At 40.0% G+C, this 25943-nt stretch carries 25 protein-coding genes; 6 read left to right on the forward strand and 19 right to left on the reverse strand.

The genetic code is table 11. The annotated features are described in order from the left end of the window. Positions 1–345: 345 nt before the first annotated feature. Genes B7700_RS08850 through rpiA form a run of 5 tightly spaced genes read right to left on the reverse strand, consistent with a single transcriptional unit; the run spans position 346 to position 4918 of the window. Complete coding sequence (locus B7700_RS08850; RefSeq protein WP_084888400.1) at positions 346–1629, reverse strand: chloride channel protein; 1284 nt, start codon at positions 1627–1629, stop codon at positions 346–348. Between the two features lie 2 nt (positions 1630–1631). Further along, on the reverse strand, positions 1632–2441 hold the full coding sequence (locus B7700_RS08855) for a purine-nucleoside phosphorylase (protein ID WP_000143374.1): 810 nt from the start codon (positions 2439–2441) through the stop codon (positions 1632–1634). Beyond that, on the reverse strand, positions 2438–2998 hold the full coding sequence (locus B7700_RS08860; RefSeq protein WP_084888402.1) for a DUF1697 domain-containing protein: 561 nt from the start codon (positions 2996–2998) through the stop codon (positions 2438–2440). The genes B7700_RS08855 and B7700_RS08860 overlap by 4 nt, the downstream gene beginning before the upstream one ends. Position 2999: 1 nt before the next feature. Further along, a complete protein-coding gene (locus B7700_RS08865; protein ID WP_084888404.1) occupies positions 3000–4211 on the reverse strand; it encodes a phosphopentomutase in 1212 nt (403 codons plus the stop codon). A gap of 23 nt (positions 4212–4234) precedes the next feature. After that, positions 4235–4918: a ribose-5-phosphate isomerase RpiA gene (rpiA, locus tag B7700_RS08870; protein ID WP_084888406.1), complete on the reverse strand. Its 684-nt coding sequence runs from the start codon at positions 4916–4918 to the stop codon at positions 4235–4237. 231 nt (positions 4919–5149) lie between these two features. Here rpiA and B7700_RS08875 point away from each other — a divergent pair, with 231 nt between their 5' ends. Continuing rightward, positions 5150–5335, forward strand: coding sequence for a hypothetical protein (locus tag B7700_RS08875; protein ID WP_001068558.1), 186 nt, complete (start codon positions 5150–5152; stop codon positions 5333–5335). Between the two features lie 23 nt (positions 5336–5358). Here B7700_RS08875 and B7700_RS08880 read toward each other — a convergent pair whose 3' ends face one another. The 5 genes from B7700_RS08880 to B7700_RS08900 all read right to left on the reverse strand — a co-directional run bounded on the left by B7700_RS08880 (position 5359) and on the right by B7700_RS08900 (position 9540). Next, complete coding sequence (locus tag B7700_RS08880; protein ID WP_084888408.1) at positions 5359–6210, reverse strand: NAD(P)H-hydrate dehydratase; 852 nt, start codon at positions 6208–6210, stop codon at positions 5359–5361. 13 nt (positions 6211–6223) lie between these two features. After that, the gene (locus tag B7700_RS08885; protein ID WP_045611388.1) at positions 6224–7045 is read right to left on the reverse strand and encodes a hypothetical protein; all 822 of its coding nucleotides are present in this window, start codon (positions 7043–7045) and stop codon (positions 6224–6226) included. A gap of 63 nt (positions 7046–7108) precedes the next feature. After that, entirely contained in the window at positions 7109–7969 is an 861-nt protein-coding gene (locus B7700_RS08890; protein ID WP_192855681.1) for a bifunctional methylenetetrahydrofolate dehydrogenase/methenyltetrahydrofolate cyclohydrolase, read from the reverse strand. A 153-nt stretch (positions 7970–8122) separates the two neighbouring features. After that, the gene (locus B7700_RS08895) at positions 8123–8857 is read right to left on the reverse strand and encodes an amino acid ABC transporter ATP-binding protein (protein WP_000140954.1); all 735 of its coding nucleotides are present in this window, start codon (positions 8855–8857) and stop codon (positions 8123–8125) included. Beyond that, the gene (locus B7700_RS08900) at positions 8857–9540 is read right to left on the reverse strand and encodes an amino acid ABC transporter permease (RefSeq protein ID WP_033676806.1); all 684 of its coding nucleotides are present in this window, start codon (positions 9538–9540) and stop codon (positions 8857–8859) included. Before B7700_RS08900 ends, B7700_RS08895 begins: the two co-directional genes overlap by 1 nt. 190 nt (positions 9541–9730) lie before the next feature. Here B7700_RS08900 and B7700_RS08905 point away from each other — a divergent pair, with 190 nt between their 5' ends. From B7700_RS08905 to B7700_RS08925, 5 genes are all read left to right on the forward strand, one after another. After that, positions 9731–9961, forward strand: coding sequence for a DUF1797 family protein (locus B7700_RS08905; RefSeq protein ID WP_000443570.1), 231 nt, complete (start codon positions 9731–9733; stop codon positions 9959–9961). A gap of 230 nt (positions 9962–10191) precedes the next feature. After that, positions 10192–12450, forward strand: a complete 2259-nt coding sequence (locus B7700_RS08910) for an ATP-dependent Clp protease ATP-binding subunit (protein ID WP_000882498.1) — start codon at positions 10192–10194, stop codon at positions 12448–12450. Positions 12451–12579: 129 nt separating this feature from the next. Continuing rightward, positions 12580–13032 (forward strand): NUDIX hydrolase, encoded by a 453-nt coding sequence (locus B7700_RS08915; protein ID WP_020902950.1) that lies wholly within the window; start codon positions 12580–12582, stop codon positions 13030–13032. A 58-nt stretch (positions 13033–13090) separates the two neighbouring features. Continuing rightward, positions 13091–13390: a DUF1827 family protein gene (locus B7700_RS08920; protein WP_000767189.1), complete on the forward strand. Its 300-nt coding sequence runs from the start codon at positions 13091–13093 to the stop codon at positions 13388–13390. A 135-nt stretch (positions 13391–13525) separates the two neighbouring features. Further along, positions 13526–14158 (forward strand): GNAT family N-acetyltransferase, encoded by a 633-nt coding sequence (locus B7700_RS08925; RefSeq protein WP_084888412.1) that lies wholly within the window; start codon positions 13526–13528, stop codon positions 14156–14158. Positions 14159–14209: 51 nt separating this feature from the next. On the opposite strand, the gene ezrA is transcribed toward B7700_RS08925, so the two are convergent. From ezrA to B7700_RS08970, 9 genes are all read right to left on the reverse strand, one after another. Further along, positions 14210–15937, reverse strand: a complete 1728-nt coding sequence (gene ezrA / locus B7700_RS08930) for a septation ring formation regulator EzrA (protein ID WP_084888414.1) — start codon at positions 15935–15937, stop codon at positions 14210–14212. A gap of 81 nt (positions 15938–16018) precedes the next feature. Beyond that, positions 16019–17965: a DNA topoisomerase (ATP-hydrolyzing) subunit B gene (gene gyrB / locus B7700_RS08935; RefSeq protein ID WP_000134057.1), complete on the reverse strand. Its 1947-nt coding sequence runs from the start codon at positions 17963–17965 to the stop codon at positions 16019–16021. A gap of 14 nt (positions 17966–17979) precedes the next feature. Continuing rightward, entirely contained in the window at positions 17980–18543 is a 564-nt protein-coding gene (locus B7700_RS08940; RefSeq protein WP_004239328.1) for an HAD family hydrolase, read from the reverse strand. Between the two features lie 85 nt (positions 18544–18628). Next, positions 18629–19183, reverse strand: a complete 555-nt coding sequence (locus tag B7700_RS08945) for a DJ-1 family glyoxalase III (protein WP_084888416.1) — start codon at positions 19181–19183, stop codon at positions 18629–18631. A 10-nt stretch (positions 19184–19193) separates the two neighbouring features. Further along, positions 19194–20417 (reverse strand): FtsW/RodA/SpoVE family cell cycle protein, encoded by a 1224-nt coding sequence (locus B7700_RS08950; RefSeq protein WP_049488527.1) that lies wholly within the window; start codon positions 20415–20417, stop codon positions 19194–19196. Positions 20418–20453: 36 nt separating this feature from the next. Then, positions 20454–22904: a bifunctional DnaQ family exonuclease/ATP-dependent helicase gene (locus B7700_RS08955; protein WP_084888418.1), complete on the reverse strand. Its 2451-nt coding sequence runs from the start codon at positions 22902–22904 to the stop codon at positions 20454–20456. 199 nt (positions 22905–23103) lie between these two features. Beyond that, positions 23104–24033, reverse strand: a complete 930-nt coding sequence (locus B7700_RS08960; protein ID WP_084888420.1) for a peptidase U32 family protein — start codon at positions 24031–24033, stop codon at positions 23104–23106. 120 nt (positions 24034–24153) lie between these two features. Beyond that, entirely contained in the window at positions 24154–24831 is a 678-nt protein-coding gene (locus B7700_RS08965) for an ABC transporter ATP-binding protein (protein WP_084888422.1), read from the reverse strand. A gap of 13 nt (positions 24832–24844) precedes the next feature. Further along, positions 24845–25900: an ABC transporter permease gene (locus tag B7700_RS08970; protein ID WP_084888424.1), complete on the reverse strand. Its 1056-nt coding sequence runs from the start codon at positions 25898–25900 to the stop codon at positions 24845–24847. Positions 25901–25943 lie beyond the last annotated feature (43 nt).

Here is a 25943-nt window from a genome sequence, read left to right on the forward strand (position 1 = left end):
TNAGCGATGCTCGCTAGACCAACTATCTTTTTCCCACTGCTTTTAGGGTGGGTTCAATTCCTTTCTTTCTTAATTTTGATGATATCGAGAAGATTAGCCCGGATTCAATTCAAGCCAGAACTTCCCTTGCTTTCTGATTTTTAGAAAAGTTTTCAGCTCGTGTTCAAATCAGAACATCTCGCTCTACCTTTCTTTTTTTATTTTTATATTTCATAACTAGGAAAAATCGGATTCAATCAAGATTCCAATAGGCCTACTTCATTTTTATTTAAAACAGTTATAAATAAATTGAGAGTTTTTTTAATCTTTTAAATCAAATCATTGACTAGAAGAAATGGGAATTTCCTACCTAATTACTTTATTCTTTGACTTCTGACTCAGTATGCTAGCCCAAGGAAAGTGGTCTAACATTTTTGCAAATTCATAGGCTAAAACAGCCGTTACTAAGAGATACGGAAGAGAATCTATACCTAGCCCAGTGAAACCTATAACTAATCCGGTTGCAGAAATGGGCGCCCTCAAGGTCACAGACAAAAAGCAAACCGATCCCAAAAGCAAAATGGTTGACTGGCTATCCACACCTAGAATTATGCCCAAGAGAGCAGCTCCAGCCATCCCCAAGGCAAAAGATGGTGTAAGGGTACCACCATAGGCCCCTGCCCACAGAATAATAAGAACAACTAATGCTTTTAATATAAACAAAAGGAGTACTGTTTTGCCATTGCTACCATTCAATACTTCCTGAGCCATCATACGTCCATTTCCAAGTAGATGTGGAAAATAACTTGCTAATCCAATAAGAAAAAGAAAAGCTGTAGGCAATGTGAGAAGTACTCGTTTATCTTTTATTCTGTTTGAAGACGCTGCCTTACTTAAGCGACCAAAAAGCCAAGCTGGTGGGGTTAAGAAAAGAAGTAATAAGGGAATAATCCATATTTCCTTTAATGACCATGTGATCGATGGAATCTGGTAGAGAGCCTGATCTGAAATAACCAAGCCTGCTATATAGGTTGAGACATAAGTAGTCAAACCGACTAAGACAAATCGTTTAATAGATAGAGCAATTCCTAGGGTTTCAAAAACAAAGAAGACACTTGTTAATGGAACCTGATAAACAGCCGCTAAACCAGCACCAGCACCACAAGCAAGGAGAAAGATGCGATCCTTCATAGACAGTATACATATTTTTCCAATTGGTCCTGCAAATAGAGTCCCAATCTCTCGTGGCGCAGCTTCTTTGCCAATAGGGGCTCCCCCTCCAACTGCAATAATCTGCCAAATTGAATGAAATAGCTGTCTTAAAAAATGAAGCTTGTATTGTGAAGTCTCATCCTTCATCTGAGCTTTGATGGAATAAATCTTCGACCCTTTTTGCAAGAAGTACCAGACTAAGGACGAGCTAAGACCCACCATTATTAAACTTAGTCCTATCCGTGAGGAGGAAACTCCATCTGTCAAAAATCCACTATGATGCTCTGACTGACCAAAAGCTAGCTCCTCCACCATCTCTAAAAGATAATGGAGAACTATACCAGATAAACCCGAAACTATTCCTTGCAGAATTACTGCTATGAATAATCTAAAATTATAAGGGATTTTTCGAAAAATACTCCTCAATTCTATTAACATGATTACAATTCTGCAAGAATCGCTTTAAGCAAGCCTTTGAAGTCGCCTTTAACACGTTCCGTCACTTCTACAACTTCTTCGTGGTTGAGTTCTTCTTGGAATCCAGCTGCAAAGTTAGTAATACATGAAATTCCTAGAACTTTCAAGCCCGAGTGGGCTGCCACAATCACTTCAGGAACAGTGGACATACCGACTGCATCTGCTCCCAGTGTCTTATAAGCACGGATTTCTGCTGGTGTTTCATAAGTTGGACCAGTAACACCGATATAGACACCTTCATCAAGCTTGATACCAAGTTTTTTAGCCACTTCATGGGCAGTAGCACGGTATTCTGGTGTATAGGCCTTAGACATATCTGGGAAACGTGGACCAAAATCATCCAAGTTTTCACCCATCAATGGATTTTGCCCCGTCATATTGATATGGTCTGAGATAGCCATCAAAGTACCAGGACCATATCCAATACCACCAGCTGCATTGGTTACAATGACACCTTCACATCCGAGAACTTTCATCACACGAACTGGAAAAGTCACGACATCCAGAGGATTTCCTTCGTAGAAATGGAAACGACCTTGAAGAGCCAAGACCTTGCGGCCTGCCAGTTCACCATATACCAATTTACCAGCGTGACCAACTACTGTTGAACGACCCCAGTTTGGAATCTCAGCATAGTCTACTACAACTGGATTTTCGATTTCTTCTGCCAATTCTCCCAGTCCTGACCCAAGGATTAGACCGAACTCAGGCACTTGGATTCCCTTGTCCTTCAGGAAAGCAGCTGTTTCATTGATTTTATCTAAAAATGTCATTGTGTGTCTCCTTTATTAGTTTTTAGCATTTGACCGATTTTGTCAAAGGTTTTGGCATTGCGAATGGTAATATTGCGATAGAAAGGCATCTTGAGCAAATACTTGTGATAGGCAGTCTTAGAGTAGGATTCTTCAGAGAATTTCCCCCAGAAAATCCCAAGTTTTCCAAAATGAAGCACCTCATCTTTCAGCTCTAAACTTTCAACTGTCGCGATGACTTGCTCCACGTCCAAACCCTCCGTGTAGAAGAGGACATCCTTTCGTGCCAAATCTTTGGTCCACCAATCTGGCAGATTCTTCAGCTCTGCTTCATAGTCTTCCTGACTTAGCAAGGAAAAGCTCTGAATAAATGGATAATGGACTTCAAAGAATGCCTCTAACTTTTCAACCAATCGTTCTTTGGGGTCTGTCGAAGTAAAGAAAATATTGCCACTGTTGATGTAGGTCTCAACCTTTTCCAGTCCCAACTCTGTCAGTTCTTGACGAAGTTGCGCCATGACAACCTTATTTTTCCCACCTACATTAATGCCCCGAACAAGTAAAGCATAGTGCGTCATCTTATACCAATTTATCTAAGAAACTTTCCCCAATCATGGCAGTTTCAACACCAAAGTTATCCGCAACTGTCGCTGAGATATCTGCAAAATGTCCAACTGGAATGACACCATTTCCTTTAAAGGAAGGACTGTAAGCCAAAAGTGGAATATATTCGCGAGTGTGGTCTGTTCCTGCATAGGTTGGGTCATTTCCATGGTCCGCTGTAATCAAGAGAAGGTCGTTCTCTCGCATGGCTGCTATAATTTCAGGCAAGCGTTCATCAAACTCATGCAAGCAATCACGGTAACCATGAGCATTGCGGCGGTGGCCGTAAAGGGCATCAAAGTCAACCAAGTTTGTGAATGAGAATCCTTTTTCAAACTCAGCAAGGCCCATGGTCTTCAATAGTGTATCAATTCCATGACTATTTGACTTGTTGTGACCCATATCATGGTTGATACCAGCACCGTTAAAGATATCATTGATTTTACCAACAGCATAAGTATCGATACCAGCCTCATTCAATTTATCCAAAACAGTCGGTGCAAATGGAGAAACGGCTAAGTCACGACGGTTGGCTGTACGAGTGAAGTTACCTGGTTCACCTACATAAGGGCGAGCAATGATACGACCTAGAAGGGCAGGACGTTCAAGTGTAATTGAACGAGCGTATTCACAGATACGGTACAATTCGTCCAAAGGAATAATATCTTCGTGGGCAGCAATTTGCAAGACCGGGTCAGCTGAAGTATAGATAATCAACTCCCCAGTTTCCATTTGACGTGGTCCAAAATCATCGATAACAGCCGTTCCTGAGTAAGGTTTGTTAGCTTCACGAATAACCTTGCGTCCTGAGAAATCTTCGATTTTTGTCAAGATTTCTTCTGGGAATCCGTTCCAGAAAGTATCGAAAGGCTCAGTAATGTTGAGTCCCATGATTTCCCAGTGTCCAGTCATAGTATCCTTACCAAGAGATACTTCCTCCAATTTTGTTGCATAACCTGTTGGATTGCTTTCAGCTGCTACAGTCTTCAAAGGCGTTTCGCGAGGAATATTTCCTAGACCGATTTTAGCCATGTTTTGGACATTCAAACCAACTGTTTTTGAAATGTGTCCCAGTGTGTCAGAAGCTCCATCTGGAACACCTGCATTGACAAAGTTATTAGCATCTGGTGCAGCACCGATTCCTACAGAATCTAGTACCACCAAGTGAATACGATTAAATTTTGGCATAGTATGTCTCCTTATTACTTAGATTAGTTTGCTTTTGTTGAAGTTAAAATCTGAACTCCATCTCGTCCAGCTACGATGACCTTATCCACCATTTGGTTGAATAAGCCATGCTCCACGACACCAACGATATGGTCCAATTCTTGCCCGAAGGCAATTGGATCTTCGATGACATCCAAGGCAAGGTCAATGATAAAGTTCTGCATATCGGTCACAAAACGTTGACCATCTTTTTCACGGAAACTTGGTTTGTAGCCAGCTCGCTCAAAACGACGAAAGACTTGTTCTGCGCCATACTGAACCACTTCTACAGGCAATTTAAAAGCACCTAGTTTGTCGACCAGCTTGCTTTCATCCACTACCCAAATGTAGTCTTTTGAGGGCGTTGCCACAACCTTCTCCATGAGAAGGGCACCACCACCACCTTTGATTCCATTAAACTGATTATCCACTTCATCCGCCCCGTCGACTGTCACATCGACAAAGTCTACTTGGTCAATAGACTTGAGTGGGATATTAAGCCCTTCAGCCTGTTTACTAGTCACACTAGAAGTCGTTACAGCTGTAATCTGCAACCCTTCTTCCTTGATACGACGACCGATTTCTTCGACAAAATAATAGGCAGTAGAACCCGTTCCAAGTCCGACTACCATGCCATCCTTGACAAACTCAGCAGCCTTGATACCTGCCATTTTCTTCAGATTTTCCACTCAAACACCTCCATTAAAGAGCTACTTTTATTATAACATGTATCCGTTTTTATTTCATGGATACACTAGAAAAACCCGAACATTTTTATTTTTATGTCCACCTTGATTTGGTAGTTAGAATCTTAGTTATGAGAACTTGTAGATAAAAACAGGTCCTAGCCAAAAGCAGCAACAGTTGATTTTTTATCATAAAGATGATTAAATAGTTAAGTACAGAAAAGGAGAAATAAGATGAACCCATTAGATTTGTTTAATCAAGTAAAAGAGTTAATCGAAACAAAAGATTTCGAAGCTGCAAAAACATTTGTTGCAGAAAATCAAGAACAGCTTGGAGAATACTTCTCTCAAGCTCAGCAGTTGATTTCTGGTTCTGAAGGTCTAGATGGCCTCGTTGGAAAGATTAAAGGATTTTTCTAAAAATATAAAGGCGCCTGAAACTATCAGGTGCCTTTTTGAGATATTTTTTTCATTATTTCGGGCAGATAAGAGCTGATTTCCGTCGGCAAGACCACATAATGTTCTTGAGATAGTTCTTGGGCTATGGCTGAATGAAGATGAGTCGCTACTGCCACACGTTCGTAGAGACTGGCTTGTCGAAATTGGCCTGCAAATCCTGCAATCATTCCAGCTAGTGTATCTCCCATACCACCAGTCGCCTGATAGGGACCGCCAACCTGTAACTGGTAACAATCAGACTGGCCAGCTTGCCAAATACGAGTAGCTGGACCTTTCTCCACCAAAATTGTTCCTTGAGGGAAAGAAGTTAGGGCATTAGCCATTGCAGCTTCGTTTTGCTTTTCAATAGCAATACCAGACAGCTTTTCCCATTCTTTTTGGTGAGGAGTTAAGATAAGCTGGTTAGATGGAAACGACAAACTTGTCCTAGCAAGGATGGTTAAGGCCCCTCCGTCTACAATCAAAATCTGATTCTTTTTTAAGCTAGCAAAAATGTGTTTGACTAGATTTTCTCCAAAAGCAGCGTCTCGTAAACCAGGTCCCACTAAGACCACTTCTGCCTTCTCCAATTGCTCTTTTAATAATTGCTGGTCTTGAAGAGAAAAGGCCATAGCCTCAGGTAAATGACTGTGCAAAGCTGGGATATTTCCCCTATCTGTTCCAACAGTCACCAAACCAGCTCCACTTTTAACAGCTGCCAAAGCAGCCATGATGATAGCACCACCATAAGGATAAGTCCCACCCAGCAACAGCAAACGACCATAGTCTCCTTTATGACTGGTGCGAGAACGTTCAATAATGACTTTTTCTAATAATGCTTGCTCAATCACTCTCATCGTTTTTCCTCAACTATCCTTTATCTGATTGTTTTAAAACAACTTGATAGACTTTCTTAGTCCACTCTTCTAAGTCTTCTCCAGCATAGTCAAGATAATACACCCTATCTTGTATTTTGGTTGGAATAATATTTTCAAATTGGCTCTTATTATGAGTTGGAATAATGCAAATATACAACTCACTTAATAAATTAAGCATGTCCTTAATTTTTACAGCATGGTAACCATCAAAAATATAACCAGGAACTTTAATCAAATCTGTATAGATAAAATGAAAACTTACTCCAGGAATAAACTTGTCTTGTAATTCTTTCTCTGAAGGAGCTCGACCTAATAAACGCTCCATCGCTAATCGATAACCAGAACTTGTATTTGACCACCCTAACATGACATAGTCAAAATAATCTATCGGATCCGATGCAGCATTTCTACTATCCAAAACCAACTCCTCAGCATCTCGCCCAAAGGCTTTCACAGCAGATAAAATCTGACCTGTTTTAAAGATAGAAATCGCTACATCTATAGTCGTAGTATGACTACAGTAGTCTGAAGTCACTAACCTCTTATGTAGATCATAAGTCGAGGCTACTCTTTTATCTGTAGGGGTAAATGGTGGCAGAAAGGGATGCTGACAGATGTAATCTAAAATTTCTTTTTTTAAACAAGAATCAGCACACTCAATACTTGTTTGACGTCTATGAAGTTTTTCGTAAGCTATAAATTTAGCAATTTTTTCTAATTCCCACTCTTGAATATTTGGATAATCAATTAGTGCTAAGTAGTATATTCTATCCCATTGTAAACTATATTCTCCATTATAAATTTTTAAAATCATCTAATCACCTCACTCCATTATACAACAAAAAGGAAGCGCATACCTCCTTTTATAAACTTACTTTTAAAATTTTCTCTCCAAAGTCCGAATCGCTGCTTGATAAGTTTGCTCCATTAGCATGGTAATGGTCATAGGACCTACACCTCCAGGAACTGGCGTAATGTGGCTAGCAAGTGGGGCAACTGCCTCATAATCAACATCCCCACAGAGCTTACCATTTTCATCACGATTCATCCCAACGTCAATGACTACCGCACCTGGTTTGACAAAGTCAGCAGTCACAAACTTGGCGCGGCCGATTGCAACAACCAGAATATCTGCTTTAGCAGCCACCTTGGCAAGATTATGAGTCCGTGAGTGGGTCAAAGTCACTGTAGCATTCTTTGCCAAAAGAAGCTGGGCCATAGGTTTTCCAACGATATTGGAACGACCGATGACGACCGCATTTTTACCTTCCAAGTCAATCCCATATTCATGAAACATTTCCATAATTCCTGCAGGTGTCGAAGGAATCATAACTGGATGACCAGACCAAAGCCGCCCCATGTTTAAGGGATGGAAACCATCCACATCCTTTTCTGGGTCAATGGCCAACAAAACTGCCTCTTCATCAATATGTTTTGGTAATGGTAACTGGACCAATATCCCATGCCAAGCTGAATCTTGATTGTATTTGGCAATCAAGTCTAACAATTCCTCTTGAGTAATGGTATCTGGAACTCGCACAACTTCACTACGGAATCCAGCCGCAAGGGCTGACCTCTCCTTGTTACGAACGTAGACTTGGCTGGCAGGGTTGTCCCCAACCAAAATCACTACCAAACCAGGTACTAGCACCGTTTCTTCCTTTAATCTTTCAGTCTTTTCAGCCAGCTGTCCTTGTAACTTAGCTGCTAGAGTCTTTCCATCAATAATCTGTGTCATATCACTTCTCTTTTCTTTCAAATATCTTCCATTATACCAAAAACTACTGGTCCCCTCTAACACTTCTTTCCTAGGCTATCCTATAGTTTCAAACTATAAGAAAAAGCTCTGGTTGAGCTTTTCACTAATCTTGTTTTGAAATTTTAAAATAGATTATAAAACCTTACTCAAGAAGTCTTTAGTCCGTTGTTCTTGGGTTTGTTCAAAAATCTGTTCAGGTGTCCCATCTTCAACAACCACACCATCTGCCATAAAGATGACACGGTCTGCCACCTCACGAGCAAATCCCATTTCATGTGTTACGATAACCATGGTCATTCCTGACTTGGCTAAGTCTTGCATAACAGCCAACACCTCACCTACCATTTCAGGGTCCAGGGCTGAAGTTGGCTCGTCAAAGAGCAAAACATCAGGTTCCATAGCTAAACCACGCGCAATAGCTATCCGCTGTTGCTGACCACCTGACAAACTCTGTGGGTAAGCATCTGCCTTATCTGGCAAACCAACTTTTTCCAAAAGTTCTTGGGCTCTCTTCTCAGCCACTGCCTTGCTCTCACCTTTGGTCTTGATAGGAGACAAGGTGATATTTTCCATCACAGTCATATTAGGAAAGAGGTTAAATTGTTGGAAAACCATCCCCATCTTCTCACGCATGGCAAACAGGTCATTCTTCTTGTCCGTAATATCGACTCCCTCAAAGATAACCTTCCCCTTGGTCGCTTCTTCCAACAAATTCATAGAACGAAGTAAGGTAGATTTCCCGCTCCCTGAAGGACCGATGATAACGACAACTTCTCCTCTTTTAATCTCGAGGTTGATGCCCTTCAATACTTCATTCTTTCCAAAGGATTTATGTAAATTTTCAATTTTTATCAAGGTTTCTGTCATTATTTTTTATCTCCTTGTCCCATACGTTTTTCAAAAGCTTTCAAGGCTACTGTCAAAATAGAGGTCATAATCAAGTAGTAAAAGGCTGCAAATAAAAGTGGTGTCAGAGGTAGATAGGTTGTTGTAGAAACTGTTGTAGCCCCATTCCACAACTCCATGACACCGATAGCTGATAAGAGGGAACTATCCTTGATAATAGTGATAAATTCGTTCCCCAATGCTGGCAAAATATTTTTGATAGCTTGTGGCAAAATCACATAGCGCATAGCATTTTTAGGACGAATCCCTAACGAATAAGCCGCTTCTAACTGACCTTTAGGAACCGCATTGATTCCGGCCCGAACAGTCTCAGAAACATAAGCACCACTGTTCATAGAAATAATCAAAATCCCTGGAATCAGACGAGAAAGATCAACACCCAAAATCCCAACCTGAATAGTCGGAGCATTGATATGCATAAGGGCAAAGGCAATCATAATCTGAACCATCATCGGCGTCCCGCGGAAAATCCAAACGTACAAGTTGGCGAGCCAGACAAGCGGTTTAAACTTTGAACGTTGTCCAAAAGCCAAGACAACACCCAAAATAGTCCCCAAAAAGACCACACAGATAGAAATGAGAACCGTCACGATAGCCCCATAGTTAAAATAAGGTAAATACTTAGGTAAAAAAGAAAAATTCATAGTCACACTGCTTTCTAAAATAGAATACTGTATGATTATAACATGTATTGAATTAAAATTCAAATCCTTTGTCTGATTTATTCAAAAAAACTTTAAGCTGGTAGAATTAGCGAGAAATCTTAGTTTTTTCTAGGCAAGTTGGCCTCCTTTATGGTAAAATAGTAACGATAAGAAATGAAGGAGAATCAAAATGGAATCACATTTGGTTAGAATCATCAACCGCCTTGAAGCAATGGCAAAAGACGGCGGAAATTTAAAACGTAATTTTGAACGCGAAGGAGTTGTTGTTGCAGAAGTTGCATACAGCCACGACGAAGAAAACGGCTCAATCTTTACCCTTCGTGATGTCGAAGCTCGCGAAACTTATACGTTTGACAGCATTGACTTGATTGCAATGGAGATTTACGAACTCCTTTACTAATACAAAACAAGCTGGGATTACACCCTGCATGTCTAACCAAAATCCTTTTTGTCTCACAAATAGGATTTTTTTATTCCCTAAAATCTCAAAAATTTTCATTGTAACAACTTCTCACAGCTGCAATCTTTTTACTTGCTTTACACCCCAATCCTGTTATAATGAGAGTATAGAAATTTGACTATTTTTGACCATTAAACAGGTCAGGCTAAATAAAGAAATGAGGTAGATGTATGCTTTGTCAAAACTGTAAAATCAATGACTCAACGATTCATCTTTATACCAATCTCAATGGAAAGCAAAAACAAATTGACCTCTGTCAAAACTGCTATAAGATTATCAAGACAGATCCTAACAATAGCCTCTTTAAAGGTATTACGGATCTGAACAATCGTGACTTTGATCCCTTTGGTGATTTCTTCAATGACCTAAACAATTTCAGGCCTTCTAACAATACTCCTCCGACTCCCCCAACCCAATCAGGTGGAGGTTACGGTGGAAATGGCGGTTATGGTTCCCAAAATCGTGGACCTGCTCAAACTCCTCCACCAAGCCAAGAAAAAGGCCTACTGGAAGAATTTGGTATCAACGTAACTGAAATTGCCCGTCGTGGAGATATTGACCCCGTTATTGGGCGCGACGATGAGATTATCCGTGTCATAGAAATTCTCAATCGCAGAACCAAGAATAATCCTGTTCTTATCGGTGAACCAGGTGTCGGAAAAACTGCCGTTGTCGAAGGTCTAGCTCAGAAAATAGTTGATGGAGATGTTCCCCATAAACTACAAGGAAAACAAGTCATCCGTCTGGATGTGGTTAGCTTAGTTCAAGGAACGGGTATCCGTGGACAATTTGAAGAACGCATGCAAAAACTCATGGAAGAAATTCGCAAACGTGAGGACATCATCCTCTTTATCGATGAAATCCATGAAATTGTCGGTGCTGGTTCTGCGGGCGATGGCAATATGGATGCAGGAAATATCCTCAAGCCCGCCCTTGCTCGTGGAGAGCTGCAATTGGTCGGTGCTACTACCCTCAATGAATACCGTATCATTGAAAAAGATGCAGCCCTAGAGCGTCGTATGCAACCTGTTAAAGTGGATGAACCAACAGTGGAGGAAACAATTACTATCCTCAAAGGCATTCAAAAGAAATACGAAGACTACCACCACGTTCAGTATACCGATGCTGCAATTGAAGCAGCTGCAACTCTTTCCAATCGCTACATCCAAGATCGCTTCTTGCCTGACAAGGCCATTGACCTCCTAGATGAAGCTGGTTCTAAGATGAACTTGACCTTGAATTTTGTGGATCCTAAAGTAATTGATCAACGCTTGATTGAGGCTGAAAATCTTAAATCTCAAGCTACACGAGAGGAAGATTTTGAGAAGGCGGCTTATTTCCGCGACCAGATTGCCAAGTATAAGGAAATGCAAAAGAAAAAAGTCACAGACCAAGATACTCCTATCATCAGTGAGAAAACCATTGAGCACATTATCGAGCAGAAAACAAATATCCCTGTTGGTGATTTAAAAGAGAAAGAACAATCTCAACTCATCCATCTAGCTGAAGACCTCAAATCTCATGTTATTGGACAAGACGATGCTGTCGATAAGATTGCAAAAGCTATTCGCCGTAATCGTGTCGGTCTCGGTACGCCTAACCGTCCAATTGGAAGCTTCCTCTTCGTCGGACCAACTGGTGTCGGTAAGACAGAACTTTCCAAACAACTAGCCATTGAACTTTTTGGTTCTGCTGACAGCATGATTCGCTTTGATATGAGTGAATATATGGAAAAACACAGCGTGGCTAAGTTGGTCGGCGCCCCTCCAGGTTATGTCGGCTATGACGAGGCTGGGCAATTAACTGAAAAAGTCCGCCGCAATCCCTACTCTCTTATTCTCTTGGATGAAGTAGAGAAAGCCCATCCAGATGTCATGCATATGTTCCTTCAAGTCTTGGACGATGGTCGTTTAACAGATGGACAAGGACGTACCGTTAGCTTCAAGGACGCCATCATCATCATGACTTCAAATGCAGGTACAGGTAAGGCAGAAGCTAGCGTTGGATTTGGTGCTGCTAGAGAAGGACGTACCAACTCTGTTCTTGGTGAACTCGGTAACTTCTTTAGCCCAGAGTTTATGAACCGTTTTGATGGCATTATCGAATTTAAGGCTCTCAGCAAAGATAACCTCCTTCAGATTGTCGAGCTTATGCTTGCAGATGTTAACAAACGTCTTTCTAGCAACAACATTCATTTGGATGTAACCGACAAGGTCAAGGAAAAATTGGTTGACCTTGGTTATGATCCAAAAATGGGAGCACGCCCACTTCGTCGTACTATTCAAGACTATATTGAGGACGCAATCACTGACTACTACCTTGAAAATCCAAGCGAAAAAGACCTCAAGGCAGTGATGACCAGCAAGGGTAACATTCAAATCAAATCTGCCAAAAAAGCTGAAGTAAAGACTTCTGAAAAAGAAGTATAAATCCTATAGAAAAGGAGTAGAAAATGAAAATTTTCTGCTCCTTTTTACTAAAATAACTATAAATTCTTGACAGCTAGGCCTTTGTCCATTAAGATAATAATAAAGATAATAGATAATGAGGAAAATGCAATGGCAAACCCAACTTTCGGAGAAAAAAAAGCGAATACAGACTATGTTTCACGCTATGGCGTATATGCAGTTATACCTGATGCTGAACAAAAACAAATTGTTCTTGTTCAAGCACCCAATGGCGCTTGGTTCCTACCAGGTGGCGAAATTGAAGCTGGTGAGAACCATCAGGAAGCCCTAAAACGTGAATTGATTGAAGAGCTTGGCTTCACAGCTGAAATTGGTGCCTATTACGGACAAGCTGACGAATATTTCTACTCTCGTCATCGTGACACCTACTACTACAATCCTGCCTACCTCTATGAAGCAACTTCTTTCAAAGAAGTGCAAAAGCCACTAGAAGACTTTAATCATATTGCCTGGTTCCCTATTGATGAAGCTATTGAAAATCTCAAACGTGGTAGCCATAAATGGGCAATCCAATCATGGAAAAAACAGCATAAGATTGACTAAATCCAGCCACTTTATTCAAAAAGTGCTATAATAGAATTAGAAAATCGGAGGAAATGTTATGAAGCTAATCAATACGACAAACTCACACTCGCAACTTGTTAAAAGCCAGCTAGAAAGTACAGACGCAACCCTTGTTGAGGTCTATTCTGCAGGGAATACCGATGTTATTTTTACCCAAGCTCCGCTTCACTATGAAATCCTCATCTCAAACAAACACCGCGCTATTCGAGAACCTGAAATCGAAGCTATTCAAGAATTTTTCTTGAAACGTAAAATTGATAAGGACTCTATTGATGAGGCCAATATCAAAACCCTCTATTCAGAAAAATTAATTGGAATTTCGATTCCAACCAAATAAAAAATTGGAGAGTTTAAAAAGCTTTTTGGACCTTATAGTACAAAACGAGGTTCTAACTTGCTTTTTGGATCATCTCCAATTTTTTATCTTGAAATCTTATCATACAAGATTTTATAGATAATTAAGGAGACAAACATGGGAGATATCATATATAGAGAGGCAAGACTTGAAGAAAGCGAAAAAATTGGAAAACTATTAGCTAATTCCTTTCTTGACTATCCTTTTTTAACGATTTTAAAAGACGATTTGAAGAAACCTGACTCCTATCCTGCTTTTGTAGAAACATTGCAAATTCTGCTTACTAGAGTCTATATTCAAAAAGGAAACTGTTTGGTTGCGGAACAAGATGGAGAATTACTTGCAGTCGCCCTTTTGCAACAAAAGGATTTCTGTATACTATCCTATCTACGAAATGGCGGAACAAACATTTTTCGCTACATTCGACCACGAAATCTTTTTAAATACTTTGACTTTATAAAACGTTCCAAAAAGCACTTAGAACAAGCAGGAGAGTTTGATTGGTATTTGATGGCTTTAGCTGTTAATACAGCAAGTAAGGGACAGGGAATTGGCAGTACTTTTCTGACACAAGGGATTGAACCTTATGTCAAATCAAAAGGCTGTAAACACTTGGGTTTCATTACCAGCACAGCTAGAAATGCCTCATTCTACGAAAAAAACGATTATGTCCTACTAAACTTTATGGAGATAGAATACGGTTCAAGATCAATTGGTAACTGGGCATTTTTAAAAACAATGAATGAATAAATAAAAAAGATTTGGTGCTGCTTATCACAGAACCAAATCTTTTTTATTATGTTAGAAACGAATCGTCTCACGTGTTTTTTCGTATGAAGTGACAAAACGGTTGGTTACACCTGGTTCTGCAACTTCCAAAGCTTGCGAAATCTTATCAAATGAAGCATGGTAATTAAATTCTTTTTCAAAAATTTCTAATGATTCATTAAAGGCTTCTTGAATTCGTTCATCAAATGAGCGGTAACGGTTCGAATACTGTAGTAATTGTTCTGTCAATGTTGCATATTGAACAATATTATAGGTTTCTTCTTCAAGTGCGTTCATATCATTTGTTGTAATTTCAAGCATCCGGTTCACAGCTTCGATATTAACCCGAGCTTCTTCTAGTTCAGCCATCAATTCTTCAGTATGGTTACTTGCTGTAAAGAACAACTGTAAGAAATTCTGAGGAATACCTGGAAGATTACGTTTTTCCATATATCTCTTAATTGTGTGAAGACGATTAACATAAACATTTGCCTTCTGGCGAGCATTGATATCATCTTTTTCAATCTGAGCAAGGCGTTGACTAACCGCAACTTGTTCATCTTCAATTTCCTTCAAAGTCGCTTGTAAGTTTTCCAAACGATCTTCAAGGAATGAATAAGGTTCAGAATGTTCCTCTTGTTCAGAAGTTAGTTCCAATACAGATTCTTCTAAAGATTCTAACTCAGCTTGTAATCTATGAACATGACTAACATCCGTTTCAGATAGTAGGTAATTGTTACTCAATCGTTGAATATCTTCCACTAAAACAGCATTACTATCTTTCATGTGTTTCAAATATGTAGGAAGGGTTGTAACTAAGCCTTCTACTACTTTTTGAGCAGCGATTTCTCGTGTAAAGATATCATAGAGTGCATTGATTTCTTCTTGAACTTGAGTATTTTCATACTCAGCATTATCCAACTCTAATTGTGCAATATTTTCGTGGTTTTTCTTCAAAGATTCATAAAGCAATTGGAAGCGAGATTCAATATCCGTTTCAGCAAAATGATAGTTAGCATCTAAAAGCTTACGGTAACCATCCTCCAAATCTTCCAATTGATCAGGTAGCTCTTTAGATAATGTTTTTACAATCGCTGGCAGGCGGTCAACAATGTGACTCAAAGCCAAGATATGATTTTCAGCATTATCCAAAATCACAGCAGCTTCTACTGGGTCACCTGAAGTGTTCAAAGTAACAAACTGAGAAAACTCTGATTGGATATTTTCTAATTGTTTTTCGATTTCAGATAAACCTTGGCCATATTCTTCAGAATGATCAGCCACTCGGTGTTGCAACTCTTCAAACAAGTCCAAGGTATGAAGAACACGTCCACTATTTTTAGACTCTTGTTTCTCCAAATCTGCCAAAGCATTGCGAATTGCCGCAATATCTTCTTCAATCAAGGTAATTTGACTCTCGATTTGGTCAATTTGATGACTGGCCTTGAAAAAACGGAATGAGTTGTTATAGCCTTCTGCCTCAAAAAGATTATTTTCGATATCAGCAAAAGAGTTAAGAGATAGGTCAACCCATTTTTGGTTCCACTCACGGAAAGTCACTTGACTTTGTCCAATCAAGTGCATATTTTTTACAGCTTCAACTTCATCATTAACTGGAAGATTGTACAGCTCTTCTTTTTTCTCTTCTAAAATTGCTAATTTACTTTCATTGCGTTTCCGTACATAAATTGCTATAGCATATGAAATCAGCAATATAATTGCAATTGCAATTATAAGATATACTACTAGACTACCAGACATATTAAACTCCTTTTTAACTTGAAACAATCGTAATGATTATATCATATTTTTTAGACCAAGGGAACTACTTCTCCCGATTTTTTAGACATCAAGTGTACTATAGACGGCATTTTCTTCGATAAATTCACGACGAGGCTCTACTCGATCCCCCATCAACATATCAAAGATTTTATCTGCTTCTGCAGCATCGTCCACAGAAACTCTTGCCATTAAGCGATGTTCGGGATCCATGGTTGTTTCCCACAACTGGTGATCATCCATTTCACCCAAACCTTTATAACGCTGAATGGTTGGTTTGGCACGTCCTTCACTGTGGCGGGCCAAGGCTTCTTGGAGTTTAATTTCTTGATCCGCTCCTGGCTGGATATATTCTTTAATCTCGCTTCCAACCTTGACACCATAGATTGGAGGTTGGGCAATATAAACATAACCAGCTTCTAGTATTGGTTTCATATAACGATAAATCAAGGTTAGAAGAAGAGTACGAATATGGGCTCCATCGACATCGGCATCGGTCATCAAAACGAGCTTTTGGTAACGGGCTTTTGAAACATCGAATTCTGCACCAAATCCAGTTCCCATCGCTGTGAAAAGACTACGAATTTCTTCATTAGCAAGAATCTTATCCATACTTGCTTTTTCAACGTTCAAAATCTTACCTCGAATCGGAAGGATTGCCTGAAATTCACGGTTACGACCAGATTTTGCTGATCCACCAGCTGAGTCTCCTTCGACGATGAAGAGTTCTGTTTCCGCAGGATTGTTAGAAGAACAGTCTGCTAGTTTTCCTGGAAGGTTGGAAATTTCCAAACCAGATTTTTTACGAGTGACTTCACGCGCACGCTTAGCAGCCACACGAGCCTTGGCAGCTAAAATCCCTTTTTCCACGATGCGCTTGGCAATCTGTGGATTTTCCATGAGGAAATCAGAGAAGGCATCACTGAAAAGACGATTGGTAATCTTGACTACTTCGCTGTTCCCCAGTTTGGTCTTGGTTTGTCCTTCAAACTGTGGATTTGGGTGTTTAACTGAGATAACAGCAGTTAATCCTTCACGAACATCTTCCCCTGTTAGGTTGTCTTCATTGTCTTTCAGTAACTTATTCTTACGAGCATAATCGTTGATAACACGAGTCAAGGCTGTACGGAAACCTTGTTCATGCGTTCCACCTTCATGGGTATGAATATTATTGGCGAAACTCATGACATTTTCATGGTAACCCGTTGTGTACTGCATGGCTACTTCAACTGTGATATCATCCATTTCACCATCTGTGTAAATTGGTGTATCAAAGATAACATCCTTGTTCTCGTTGATATATTCAACGTAGCTAGCAATCCCACCTTCATAGTGGTAATGCTTAGTTTGTTCTAGCCCCTCACGCTTATCTGTGATGGAGATTTGAAGACCGCGATTTAGAAAGGCCAACTCTTGAATCCGTTTATTTAATTTATCGAAATCAAAGGTTGTTGTTTCAGTGAAGATTTCTGGGTCCGGTGTGAAGTGAACTGTTGTTCCCGTTTTATCCGTATCTCCAACCACCTCAAGGTCTGCAACAACATGACCACGACGGTATTCTTGGTAATGAATCTTACCATTTTTGTGGACATGAACATCTAACTGAGTGGAAAGAGCATTAACTACTGAAGACCCCACTCCGTGAAGACCACCTGAGACCTTATATCCGCCACCGCCAAACTTTCCTCCAGCATGAAGGACAGTAAAGACAGTCTCAACGGCAGGTCGACCTGTTTTTTCCTGAATATCGACTGGGATACCACGTCCATCATCAACAACTGTAATCGAATTATCTGGCTCAATAAAGACTTGAATATGGCTAGCAAATCCTGCCAAGGCCTCGTCAATTGAGTTATCAACAATTTCCCAGACTAGATGGTGAAGACCTTCTTTTGAAGTTGACCCGATATACATCCCTGGACGCATACGAACAGCCTCTAAGCCCTCTAAAACTTGAATTTGACTGGCATCATAATCTTGTGCCTGCAGATTTTTGATTTCTTCTGTCATCTTATTCCTTTTTCTTACATGTCTAATACTTGTCTTAAATTCACGATACTGGTAAACAAGTGGGTAGCTAGTCCTGCAGCTTGCCCGGCTTCGATATCAATCGGTCGATCACCAATGACAAGGCCTGAACTAATTTGATATTTTTCTCTTAAATAAATCATGGATTCAGGATCTGGTTTTCTCTTAAAGCCTGAGTTAGAAGTCACCACTTCTGTAAAATAAGCTGCTATAGAGGTTTTTTCTAAAATTTCCAAGACCTGATCATTTCGATGAGAAACCAAAAAATGACGGCCACCTTGATTGGAGATATCTTTCAATAAATCAGAAACTCCATCAAACAAAATCGGATGTTCAAGCTCTCTGGCTTCATTTTCCTTATATTTTTCTAAAAAATTCTCTAAGTTGGGAGCGAATGTCTCAATCGCAAAATCAGTAGAAACCTTTAAAGCCTGATAGACACTGTCATGGTCTTGTGTGATGCCATACAGAGCTAAAGTTTCAACAAATGCAGCTGTTGAAGTTTCATAGTTATCCAGTAAAGTTCCACCTAAATCCCAGATATAATCGTGATATTTCATACCCTTCATTATAGCATTTTTTTATGAAAAAAGCGATGATTTCCCTGAGTTTTCCACATAAAAAAACGAGAGTTTGACTCCCGTTTTACTGATTTTTACCAAAGACATCTCGATAGAGCATTCCTGTTCGTAAAGTCTCTGCGTCTCCTCCTAATTGCTCCACCAACTCGTAGGCAAAGGCAAGGGCTGTTGAGGGGCCTCGACTGGTTGTCAAATGACCATCTACCACTACTGTTTCCTTGACGTAGTGACCATCAAGGATTTGCTCTTGAACGCCGTCATAACAAGTGTACTGCTTGTTTTTCAATAGCCCTGCTTGATTGAGGGCAATTGGCGCAGCACAAATGGCTGCTAGTTTTTTTCCTTCTTGCTCGAAGCTTTGCAACTCTTGAATCAAGGCCTGATTGTTCCGCAAATGTGCAGAACCAGGCATGCCGCCAGGAAGAACAATCATGTCATAGTCTGATAAATCACCATCAAAAACACGGTCTGCACTTACTTGGATTGCATGCGAACCCGTCACTTGCTCTTCAAAACCAACCATATCACAAGTGATATTTGCCCGACGCAAAACATCCACAACTGTCAAAGCTTCAATTTCTTCAAAGCCTTGAGCTAACATAACTGCTACTTTTACCATGATTTTCTCCTTATTTGATTTGTTTTAATACAACCTTTTTCCGCTTGAATGGGACTTTTCCGCTCTTTTCTTCAGCTAGATTTGTCTGGTAACTCATCGATAAAAGCAAGCCAACACCAATCAAGTTACTGATAATAGCCGATCCTCCTTGCGAAATAAAAGGCAAGGGAATCCCAGTCAAAGGAAGCAAACCTGTCACGGCACCTATATTCTCAAAGATATGGAAGAGCAACATCATAATCAAACCTGTGGAAATATAGGTGTAGAACTGGTTATTTGATCTAAGAGTAATCTTCAACATACGGTAAATCAGCATGAGATAAAGGGCGATAACAAGGACAGAGCCAATAAAGCCAAAATCTTCTGCAATGACCGTGAAAATCATATCCGACTCTCTAACTGGAATAAGCAGATTAGAAGCATTAAACCCTTGTCCAAATAAGCCACCGCTTCCAATGGCAATCTGCCCTTGAGCCTGTTGGTAAGTGGTTGTTTGGGCAAAGTCAAATGGATTAAGCCAAGCCAAGATACGATTGATTTGGTAGGTCGGCATTCCCAGTTGATGGAGAAAAGCCCTGCCATCCTTGCTGATAAAAATAGCTAAGAAACCAGCAATTCCTGTTACAGCAGTCACAAATACTGGGATAATAATTTTCCAAGAAACTCCTGATAGCAAGACGATTCCTGAGAAAATGGCTACAAAAACCAAAGCTGTCCCTAAGTCACTTTGAAGTGCCAAAAGAACTAGGACTGGAATAGTAAAGAGAATCATCCAGAAAATCAACAAGAAGTCCAGCGGAACTGTACGTCTCCATTCCTTATGTTTTTTTGTAAACTGGACAATCACACGAGCCAACATGAGGATATAGGATATCTTCATAAATTCTGACGGCTGGAACAAGGTAACACCATTTACCGATACCCAGTTTTTGGCACCTGTTGATGCAACTAAGCTTGGATTATAAAAGACGATAGGTAAAACCATAAGTCCCAAGCCTAAAATATATAGAAAGGGTGTCACCTTCCAAAGAAATTCTGTATTAAAAAGCATGACGACAAAACCAATCACAAGCCCCAAGGCGATCCAGGCGACCTGCTGCCCTAAAATGGGCAAAATATTGTTTGGATAATCATGACTAACGGCTATATAAATAGCCACCACGCCAATAACCAGTAGAAAAAATACTGGCAAGAGCAAACTATAATCGACTCTAGAGTCGAGAGAACGTTTCATATATACTAACCTTATACTTTCATACAATATTATTTATCAAAGTTCATTTAAAAATTTATCAATATCCTCATCAACTTCGGATCGAGAGACGGTTTTAACGGTCGCTTCTTTTGCTAGAGAAGTCACAATTTGTTTGCCATATCGCTTTCCGACAATTCTCCTATCCAAAATAAGAGTTAAGGAACGTTGGTGTTCGCGTCTCATACTTCTTCCCAAAGCTTGCTTTAAACGAATAATGGCCATTGGTAACTGATAATCATAAAAGGCATTTTTTCCTTCCTGATTCAGTTCCTGATTAATCTTTTTCGTCAAGGGCTCTTGAGGATTTTGGAAAGGAAGTCTTGGTACAACTTGAATCACAAAAGGATGACTTGAAAAATCAACTCCCTCCCAGAAACTTGCTGCACCTAGCAGGATTTGTTGTTCACCTTTTTCAAAGCGTTTCTTAAGCTGATGAACATCCCCATTTTTATACTGGGCCAAGTGGCTAACTGGAAGTAAATCCGATACTGCTAGAAGCATGTCTTTAGCAGTAAAGAGAACTAAAATCGGTTGCTGGAAATCTTGAACATCCATCAGCAAATCAGCTACCTCTTTGGCGTAGACTTCTAAGGAGGTTTCTGTTACCAAGGGAAAATCCTTGACCAAGACCACTTCTTGATCCTGTTTTCCCCGAGCTTCAATCTTGACAAATTTGGCTTCAGGGTAGCCTAAAAGATCTGCCAAAGAAACCCTCTGACTAATCTCAAGAGTAGCCGACACTCCCAAGACTTGACATGAATTAGGTATTAAAGAAGATAGAAGAATACGGCCTGATTTTGTAGAAGAAATCTGAATTTTCTTTTGACTCGTTTCAATTGCTTCAAGCCAGTAATCTCTGTCAGCTGTAAAATAGCGAACCAGCTCCTCAAAGCCTTCTACCTCTAATTCTGAAAAATACTGATGGAGATTGGTCAGAGAATCCAAGATATTTTTCCTAGATTTTCCAGACTGAAATTGTTCAATCAAGTAAAGGCACTCAAAGCGAATACTTTCTAGTATTCGTTGCTGAACCTTATTTTGCTCCTCCAGTAAAGCCTTATCAAGCAAATCGATAATAGACTGGATATCGTAGGTCTCTTGAAGCAGATTTTCTAGAGCTAACAAAATCTTTTGAACTTCATCAATAATCAATAAACGGTCGCTGACAAATTCAGGATTATCTTCAAGTCTGGTTACAAGATAGGCATGATTGGTCACTAAAAGCTTGCAGGTTTGTGCCCTTTCTTGACTACGTTTCCAAAAATCTTCCGTCACAAATAAGCTCTGAGATGATAAATTCCCGTCATGACGAAGATCTGTTAGAAAATGTTGGTAACGGTATAGTTGCCCGATTTCATCCAAATCTCCTGTCTCTGTCTCAGTCAGCCAGACCAAGAGTTGCATTTTAAAGCGTCTAAATAAGCGATTTTCATCATTTTCCTGCAAGGAACGATAAAAGGAATCCAGCTTCAGATAATTGTGTGGTCCCTTTAAACTATGAATATCTATATGGAACACTTCCTTGAGATGTTTACCTTCTTCTTCCATGATCTGATTTTGAAGAATCTTTGTCGGAACGCTAAGGACAATCTGACGCTCTTTGGCTTGAGATAAAGCGGGTAAGAGATAGCCATAGGTTTTCCCAATCCCTGTCGGTGCTTGAATCAGAGAGACAGGCTCATCTTTCAATAGCAAGCCAACCTCTCTAGCAAAACTTTCTTGTCGTTCCCTCACTTCAAGGTTCAACAAAGAAATATTTTTAGAAAAATCTTGAGATAATTTTCGTGACTCATTTGGGGTTGCAGGTTTCTTGAAATATAGTCCTTGAACTTCGACCAAATCTGAAGAAGTCAGAATAGATTGGTTGCAATAAATTTCTTCAATAACCAAGTAGGACTCATATAAGAGAGCGTCAGCCATTTCCAGCAAGCGTTCTAAAAGACCTTTAGGAAGTTGGGCCATCTTTTCTCGTAAAAAAAGAAGTAATTCCGCTGTAGCTTGGGCATCTGAAAGGGCTGTGTGAGCATGTTTTAGAGGAATTCCTAATTCTCGACACAATATCGGCAAGCTATATTTTTCCAGTTCAGGGAAAAAGACCTGAGCCAATTCGACCGTGTCAACACGAGGATTTCTTAGTTCATAGCCTTCAAAAAATAAATTTTCCGCCAAGAGATTGGCATCAAATCGAACATTATGGGCTACAAAAATCCCATCCTTCACCAAGTCAAAGATTTTTCTAGCAACTTGCGAAAAATCAGGTGCTTGCGCCAGACGTTGGTCTGTCAATCCTGTCAGTTCTTTGATATGAGCATCCAAGGGTTCATGTGGATTAACATCCGTCGTATAGTGATCGACGATGTTTCCGTCATCAATCACGACAATTCCCACTTGGATAATTTTAGCCTTACTACCTGTGCTAGTTGCCTCTAAATCAACCACAACATAGCGATTACCAATCGTTTTCATTATAAAAAATTATACCAAAAAAAGGGCCATTTGGCACCTGCAAACATGGGATAATTTTCAAACTCAAGAAGGTTACTTGTATTAAAAATCCCAGCAAACAGAGCATCCTAGCCTATTAATTCTTTGAAAATATTGGAGAATAAGAAAAAATTGAGAGAAGAACTGTTTGCATCTTCCTTCTCTCAACGAATCATTTACTTTATTTAACCATGTCAGGATCGTAATCATAGAATCCTGTATCAAGGAAACGGTTTTTAGGGTGTAACTTGCGCACTTCTTCATCCAGCAAGAAAGCTTGGTCATGGCTAAAGTTACCCTCTTGAATCAAGCTACGCGCTTGGATAAAGAGTTTTGCAATCTCAACAAAGTTCTGACCAGGTGTATAGAGACCTTCTAATTTCCAGTGAGTAAAACCATGCTCTACCAATTCTGTCAATTTTGTCATCAAATCAAGGTCATTGTTGGCAAAAATGTGGGTTCCATGATTGTCTTCAAAAATAGAATAGTGACTCTCTGGGTCACTTGGCTCAGCCAAGAAGAGGTCACGCTTGCGCGTCTTTTCATCATCGATGTGCGTAAAGTTATAGTAATTTTGCAAGAGCGGACGTTTAGAATGATGGATAACGCTAGCTCCGTAAACCAAAACTTCAGCAGGAATTTCCAAAATCTCTGGCATTTTGAAAAGTTCAGCTGATGGAATTTCACGCGCCAAAACAGCCTCAGATGCACCAGCCTTTTGTCCCCAGAAGTTTATCTGACGACTGCTAGTTACCATAGTCGAAGCATCGTAGATGGTCTTAAAGGAATAACCATCGCGGTTGACCACGTAAAAGACACCTGCATCCCCAATCGTAATGTAGTCTGTCTGGATTTCTTCCAAAAAGTCTAAGAAAGGCTTGATACGATCCATCATATCTTGGTGCATGAGGGCGTTAACCGCAACAATCAATTCCTTACCTGCTTCATGAACCACCTTAGCAATTTCACGCAATTTGTCATGACTAAAGGTTGTTGGCAGACGAAGGCCAAAATCTTTCTCACCGACATAGATACGGTCTACGCCAGCTTCGAGCAGTTGTTTAACTTGTTCAATACTTTCAGCAGTTGCTGTAATGATAATCTTTTCCATAAGAAAAATTATACCATATTTCCGCAAATTCATCTATGAATACAAGTTGTTTTAAAAAAGAGAATCTAATTTAGTCACTAAAAAAGTGAACTGATTCTACATAGTCCACTCTTTCATTAGTTATCTACTTTTTTCAGTAAGGTGTCCATCGTTCATCACATAAACACGGTCCACCTTATCTAGAAGACGAGTGTCGTGCGTAATCATGACAACTCCTCTACCTTGTTCGTGGGCAATGGCAGCCAACATCTCCGTTACTTGGTAAGCACGCTGGGTATCCAGACTAGCTGTTGGCTCATCTGCAAGAACGATGCTTGGATTGTTATAAAGCGCTCTAGCAATTGCGGCCCGTTGACGTTCGCCACCTGATAAAGCCTTGGGATACTGATCTTGTACCTTTTCCAAATCCAACAAGTCAAGTAACTCTTTTCGATCACTTTTACTATTTTTTCCCTTATCCAGTCTGTCTATCAAGTCCAGCTGTTCCTTGACCGTTAGAAAAGGAATTAAGTTTGAAGCCTGAAGAATAAAGCCAAACTCTCTAAAACGGAGGCCTGTTTTCTCCTTCTCCGTCAAACTGCCTGTTTCCTCCCCCTTAACTAAAATTTTTCCACTCGATGCTTCCTGAAGTTGTCCTAGAGTCGTTAGAAAAGTCGTCTTTCCAGAGCCAGAAGGCCCAACAATAGCTACGAACTCTCCCGCATTTAGCTGAAAGTTCGTCTCATGCAGGGCTACGACTGTCATCTTTCCTTCCCCGTAGGTTTTTGTCACTTGATTCATTTCAATCAATGCTGTCATACTATTCTCCTCATTATTCTGCAATCGCAGTAATCGGGTCCACCTTTAGCAAGCGTGGAAGTGAAATGACACCACCTAGCATGGCCATCAAGCAAATCACCAAGCTTAGGACAGAATAGGCTAACCAACTTGGGTAGAAAAAGAAGGTAGCTGGCAAGACTAAAATCACTCCTCCAATAGCAAGCAAGGCTAAAGCGATCCCCATACCAGCTAGGAAGAAGATTTGACAGAAAAGAGACCATACAATGGTTTTGATCTGTATTCCCTGAGCCCGCATTATTCCATAAAGTCCTAGTTTTTGGATGGTAATGATATAAACAAATATACCCACAATCAAGCCTGTGATGACAATCATAGCAATAATCATCCCTGAAAATACATTAACCTGAGGTGTGTAACCAGGAATTTTCGATATCATTTTTGGAATAGAAATCTGTTTCAATCCATCGCCAGCCAATTCTATATCATTTTTCAATACCAAGGCAGAGATCGATTTATTAGATTTTAAAGTTCCTTGTAAGGTCCAATAAGTTGTCAAACTCGTAAACACAACAGGCTCAGTAAAAAATTTATTTCCTTGAGTCAGCCCTACAATCTTGTAACTTACTTCGCTTCCATTGAGCTGAATGGCATCACCTAGCTTGATTCCATAATTCTCAAAGGACTGATCAACGACCACTTCGTCATCCCCTTCAGGATAACGGCCCTTCGTCAAACTAGGAGAGATAAATTCGTCCCATTCTTGAGCAAAGATGGAAACATTGACCTTTTCGCTATCATCGACTAGATTTGTCACAGCAAACATATAGCCCAGTGGAGCTGCCTCTTTAGAACTCTTATCCTTATAGTCCTTTTCAGGAATAAAAGATGCCGTCAAATTATCATTTGCGTAGTCAGATAAAACCACACCCGTCGCTTGCCAATTATCAATAGCGACTCGATTGTTTCGCACAAGACCAAGAGCTAAGCTGGTCATAAAAAAGACCATGAAAGCGATAAGAAAAATGGTAGTTAAAATCAAACTATATCGAAGTTTGTTTTGTAATATTTCTTTGATAGCAAGATACATGCTTATCTCCTTTAACTTTTCAAGAGGTATCGATTAGACACCC

This window comes from Streptococcus mitis (genome assembly GCF_002096755.1).
GTDB lineage: Bacteria > Bacillota > Bacilli > Lactobacillales > Streptococcaceae > Streptococcus > Streptococcus mitis_AC.

Bases quoted from the DNA above. Each gene is read 5' to 3' on its own strand.
- gyrB (WP_000134057.1), bottom strand. From the start codon at position 17,965: ATGACAGAAGAAATCAAAAATCTGCAGGCACAAGATTATGATGCCAGT.
- B7700_RS08960 (WP_084888420.1), bottom strand. From the start codon at position 24,033: ATGGAAAAGATTATCATTACAGCAACTGCTGAAAGTATTGAACAAGTT.
- B7700_RS08970 (WP_084888424.1), bottom strand. From the start codon at position 25,900: ATGTATCTTGCTATCAAAGAAATATTACAAAACAAACTTCGATATAGT.
- B7700_RS08895 (WP_000140954.1), bottom strand. From the start codon at position 8,857: ATGACAGAAACCTTGATAAAAATTGAAAATTTACATAAATCCTTTGGA.
- B7700_RS08920 (WP_000767189.1), top strand. From the start codon at position 13,091: ATGAAGCTAATCAATACGACAAACTCACACTCGCAACTTGTTAAAAGC.
- B7700_RS08875 (WP_001068558.1), top strand. From the start codon at position 5,150: ATGAACCCATTAGATTTGTTTAATCAAGTAAAAGAGTTAATCGAAACA.
- B7700_RS08910 (WP_000882498.1), top strand. From the start codon at position 10,192: ATGCTTTGTCAAAACTGTAAAATCAATGACTCAACGATTCATCTTTAT.
- B7700_RS08890 (WP_192855681.1), bottom strand. From the start codon at position 7,969: ATGACACAGATTATTGATGGAAAGACTCTAGCAGCTAAGTTACAAGGA.
- B7700_RS08900 (WP_033676806.1), bottom strand. From the start codon at position 9,540: ATGAATTTTTCTTTTTTACCTAAGTATTTACCTTATTTTAACTATGGG.
- B7700_RS08915 (WP_020902950.1), top strand. From the start codon at position 12,580: ATGGCAAACCCAACTTTCGGAGAAAAAAAAGCGAATACAGACTATGTT.
- B7700_RS08950 (WP_049488527.1), bottom strand. From the start codon at position 20,417: ATGAAACGTTCTCTCGACTCTAGAGTCGATTATAGTTTGCTCTTGCCA.
- B7700_RS08925 (WP_084888412.1), top strand. From the start codon at position 13,526: ATGGGAGATATCATATATAGAGAGGCAAGACTTGAAGAAAGCGAAAAA.
- B7700_RS08865 (WP_084888404.1), bottom strand. From the start codon at position 4,211: ATGCCAAAATTTAATCGTATTCACTTGGTGGTACTAGATTCTGTAGGA.
- B7700_RS08945 (WP_084888416.1), bottom strand. From the start codon at position 19,183: ATGGTAAAAGTAGCAGTTATGTTAGCTCAAGGCTTTGAAGAAATTGAA.
- B7700_RS08955 (WP_084888418.1), bottom strand. From the start codon at position 22,904: ATGAAAACGATTGGTAATCGCTATGTTGTGGTTGATTTAGAGGCAACT.
- B7700_RS08850 (WP_084888400.1), bottom strand. From the start codon at position 1,629: ATGTTAATAGAATTGAGGAGTATTTTTCGAAAAATCCCTTATAATTTT.
- B7700_RS08885 (WP_045611388.1), bottom strand. From the start codon at position 7,045: ATGATTTTAAAAATTTATAATGGAGAATATAGTTTACAATGGGATAGA.
- B7700_RS08880 (WP_084888408.1), bottom strand. From the start codon at position 6,210: ATGAGAGTGATTGAGCAAGCATTATTAGAAAAAGTCATTATTGAACGT.
- B7700_RS08860 (WP_084888402.1), bottom strand. From the start codon at position 2,998: ATGACGCACTATGCTTTACTTGTTCGGGGCATTAATGTAGGTGGGAAA.
- B7700_RS08905 (WP_000443570.1), top strand. From the start codon at position 9,731: ATGGAATCACATTTGGTTAGAATCATCAACCGCCTTGAAGCAATGGCA.
- ezrA (WP_084888414.1), bottom strand. From the start codon at position 15,937: ATGTCTGGTAGTCTAGTAGTATATCTTATAATTGCAATTGCAATTATA.
- B7700_RS08965 (WP_084888422.1), bottom strand. From the start codon at position 24,831: ATGACAGCATTGATTGAAATGAATCAAGTGACAAAAACCTACGGGGAA.
- B7700_RS08855 (WP_000143374.1), bottom strand. From the start codon at position 2,441: ATGACATTTTTAGATAAAATCAATGAAACAGCTGCTTTCCTGAAGGAC.
- B7700_RS08940 (WP_004239328.1), bottom strand. From the start codon at position 18,543: ATGAAATATCACGATTATATCTGGGATTTAGGTGGAACTTTACTGGAT.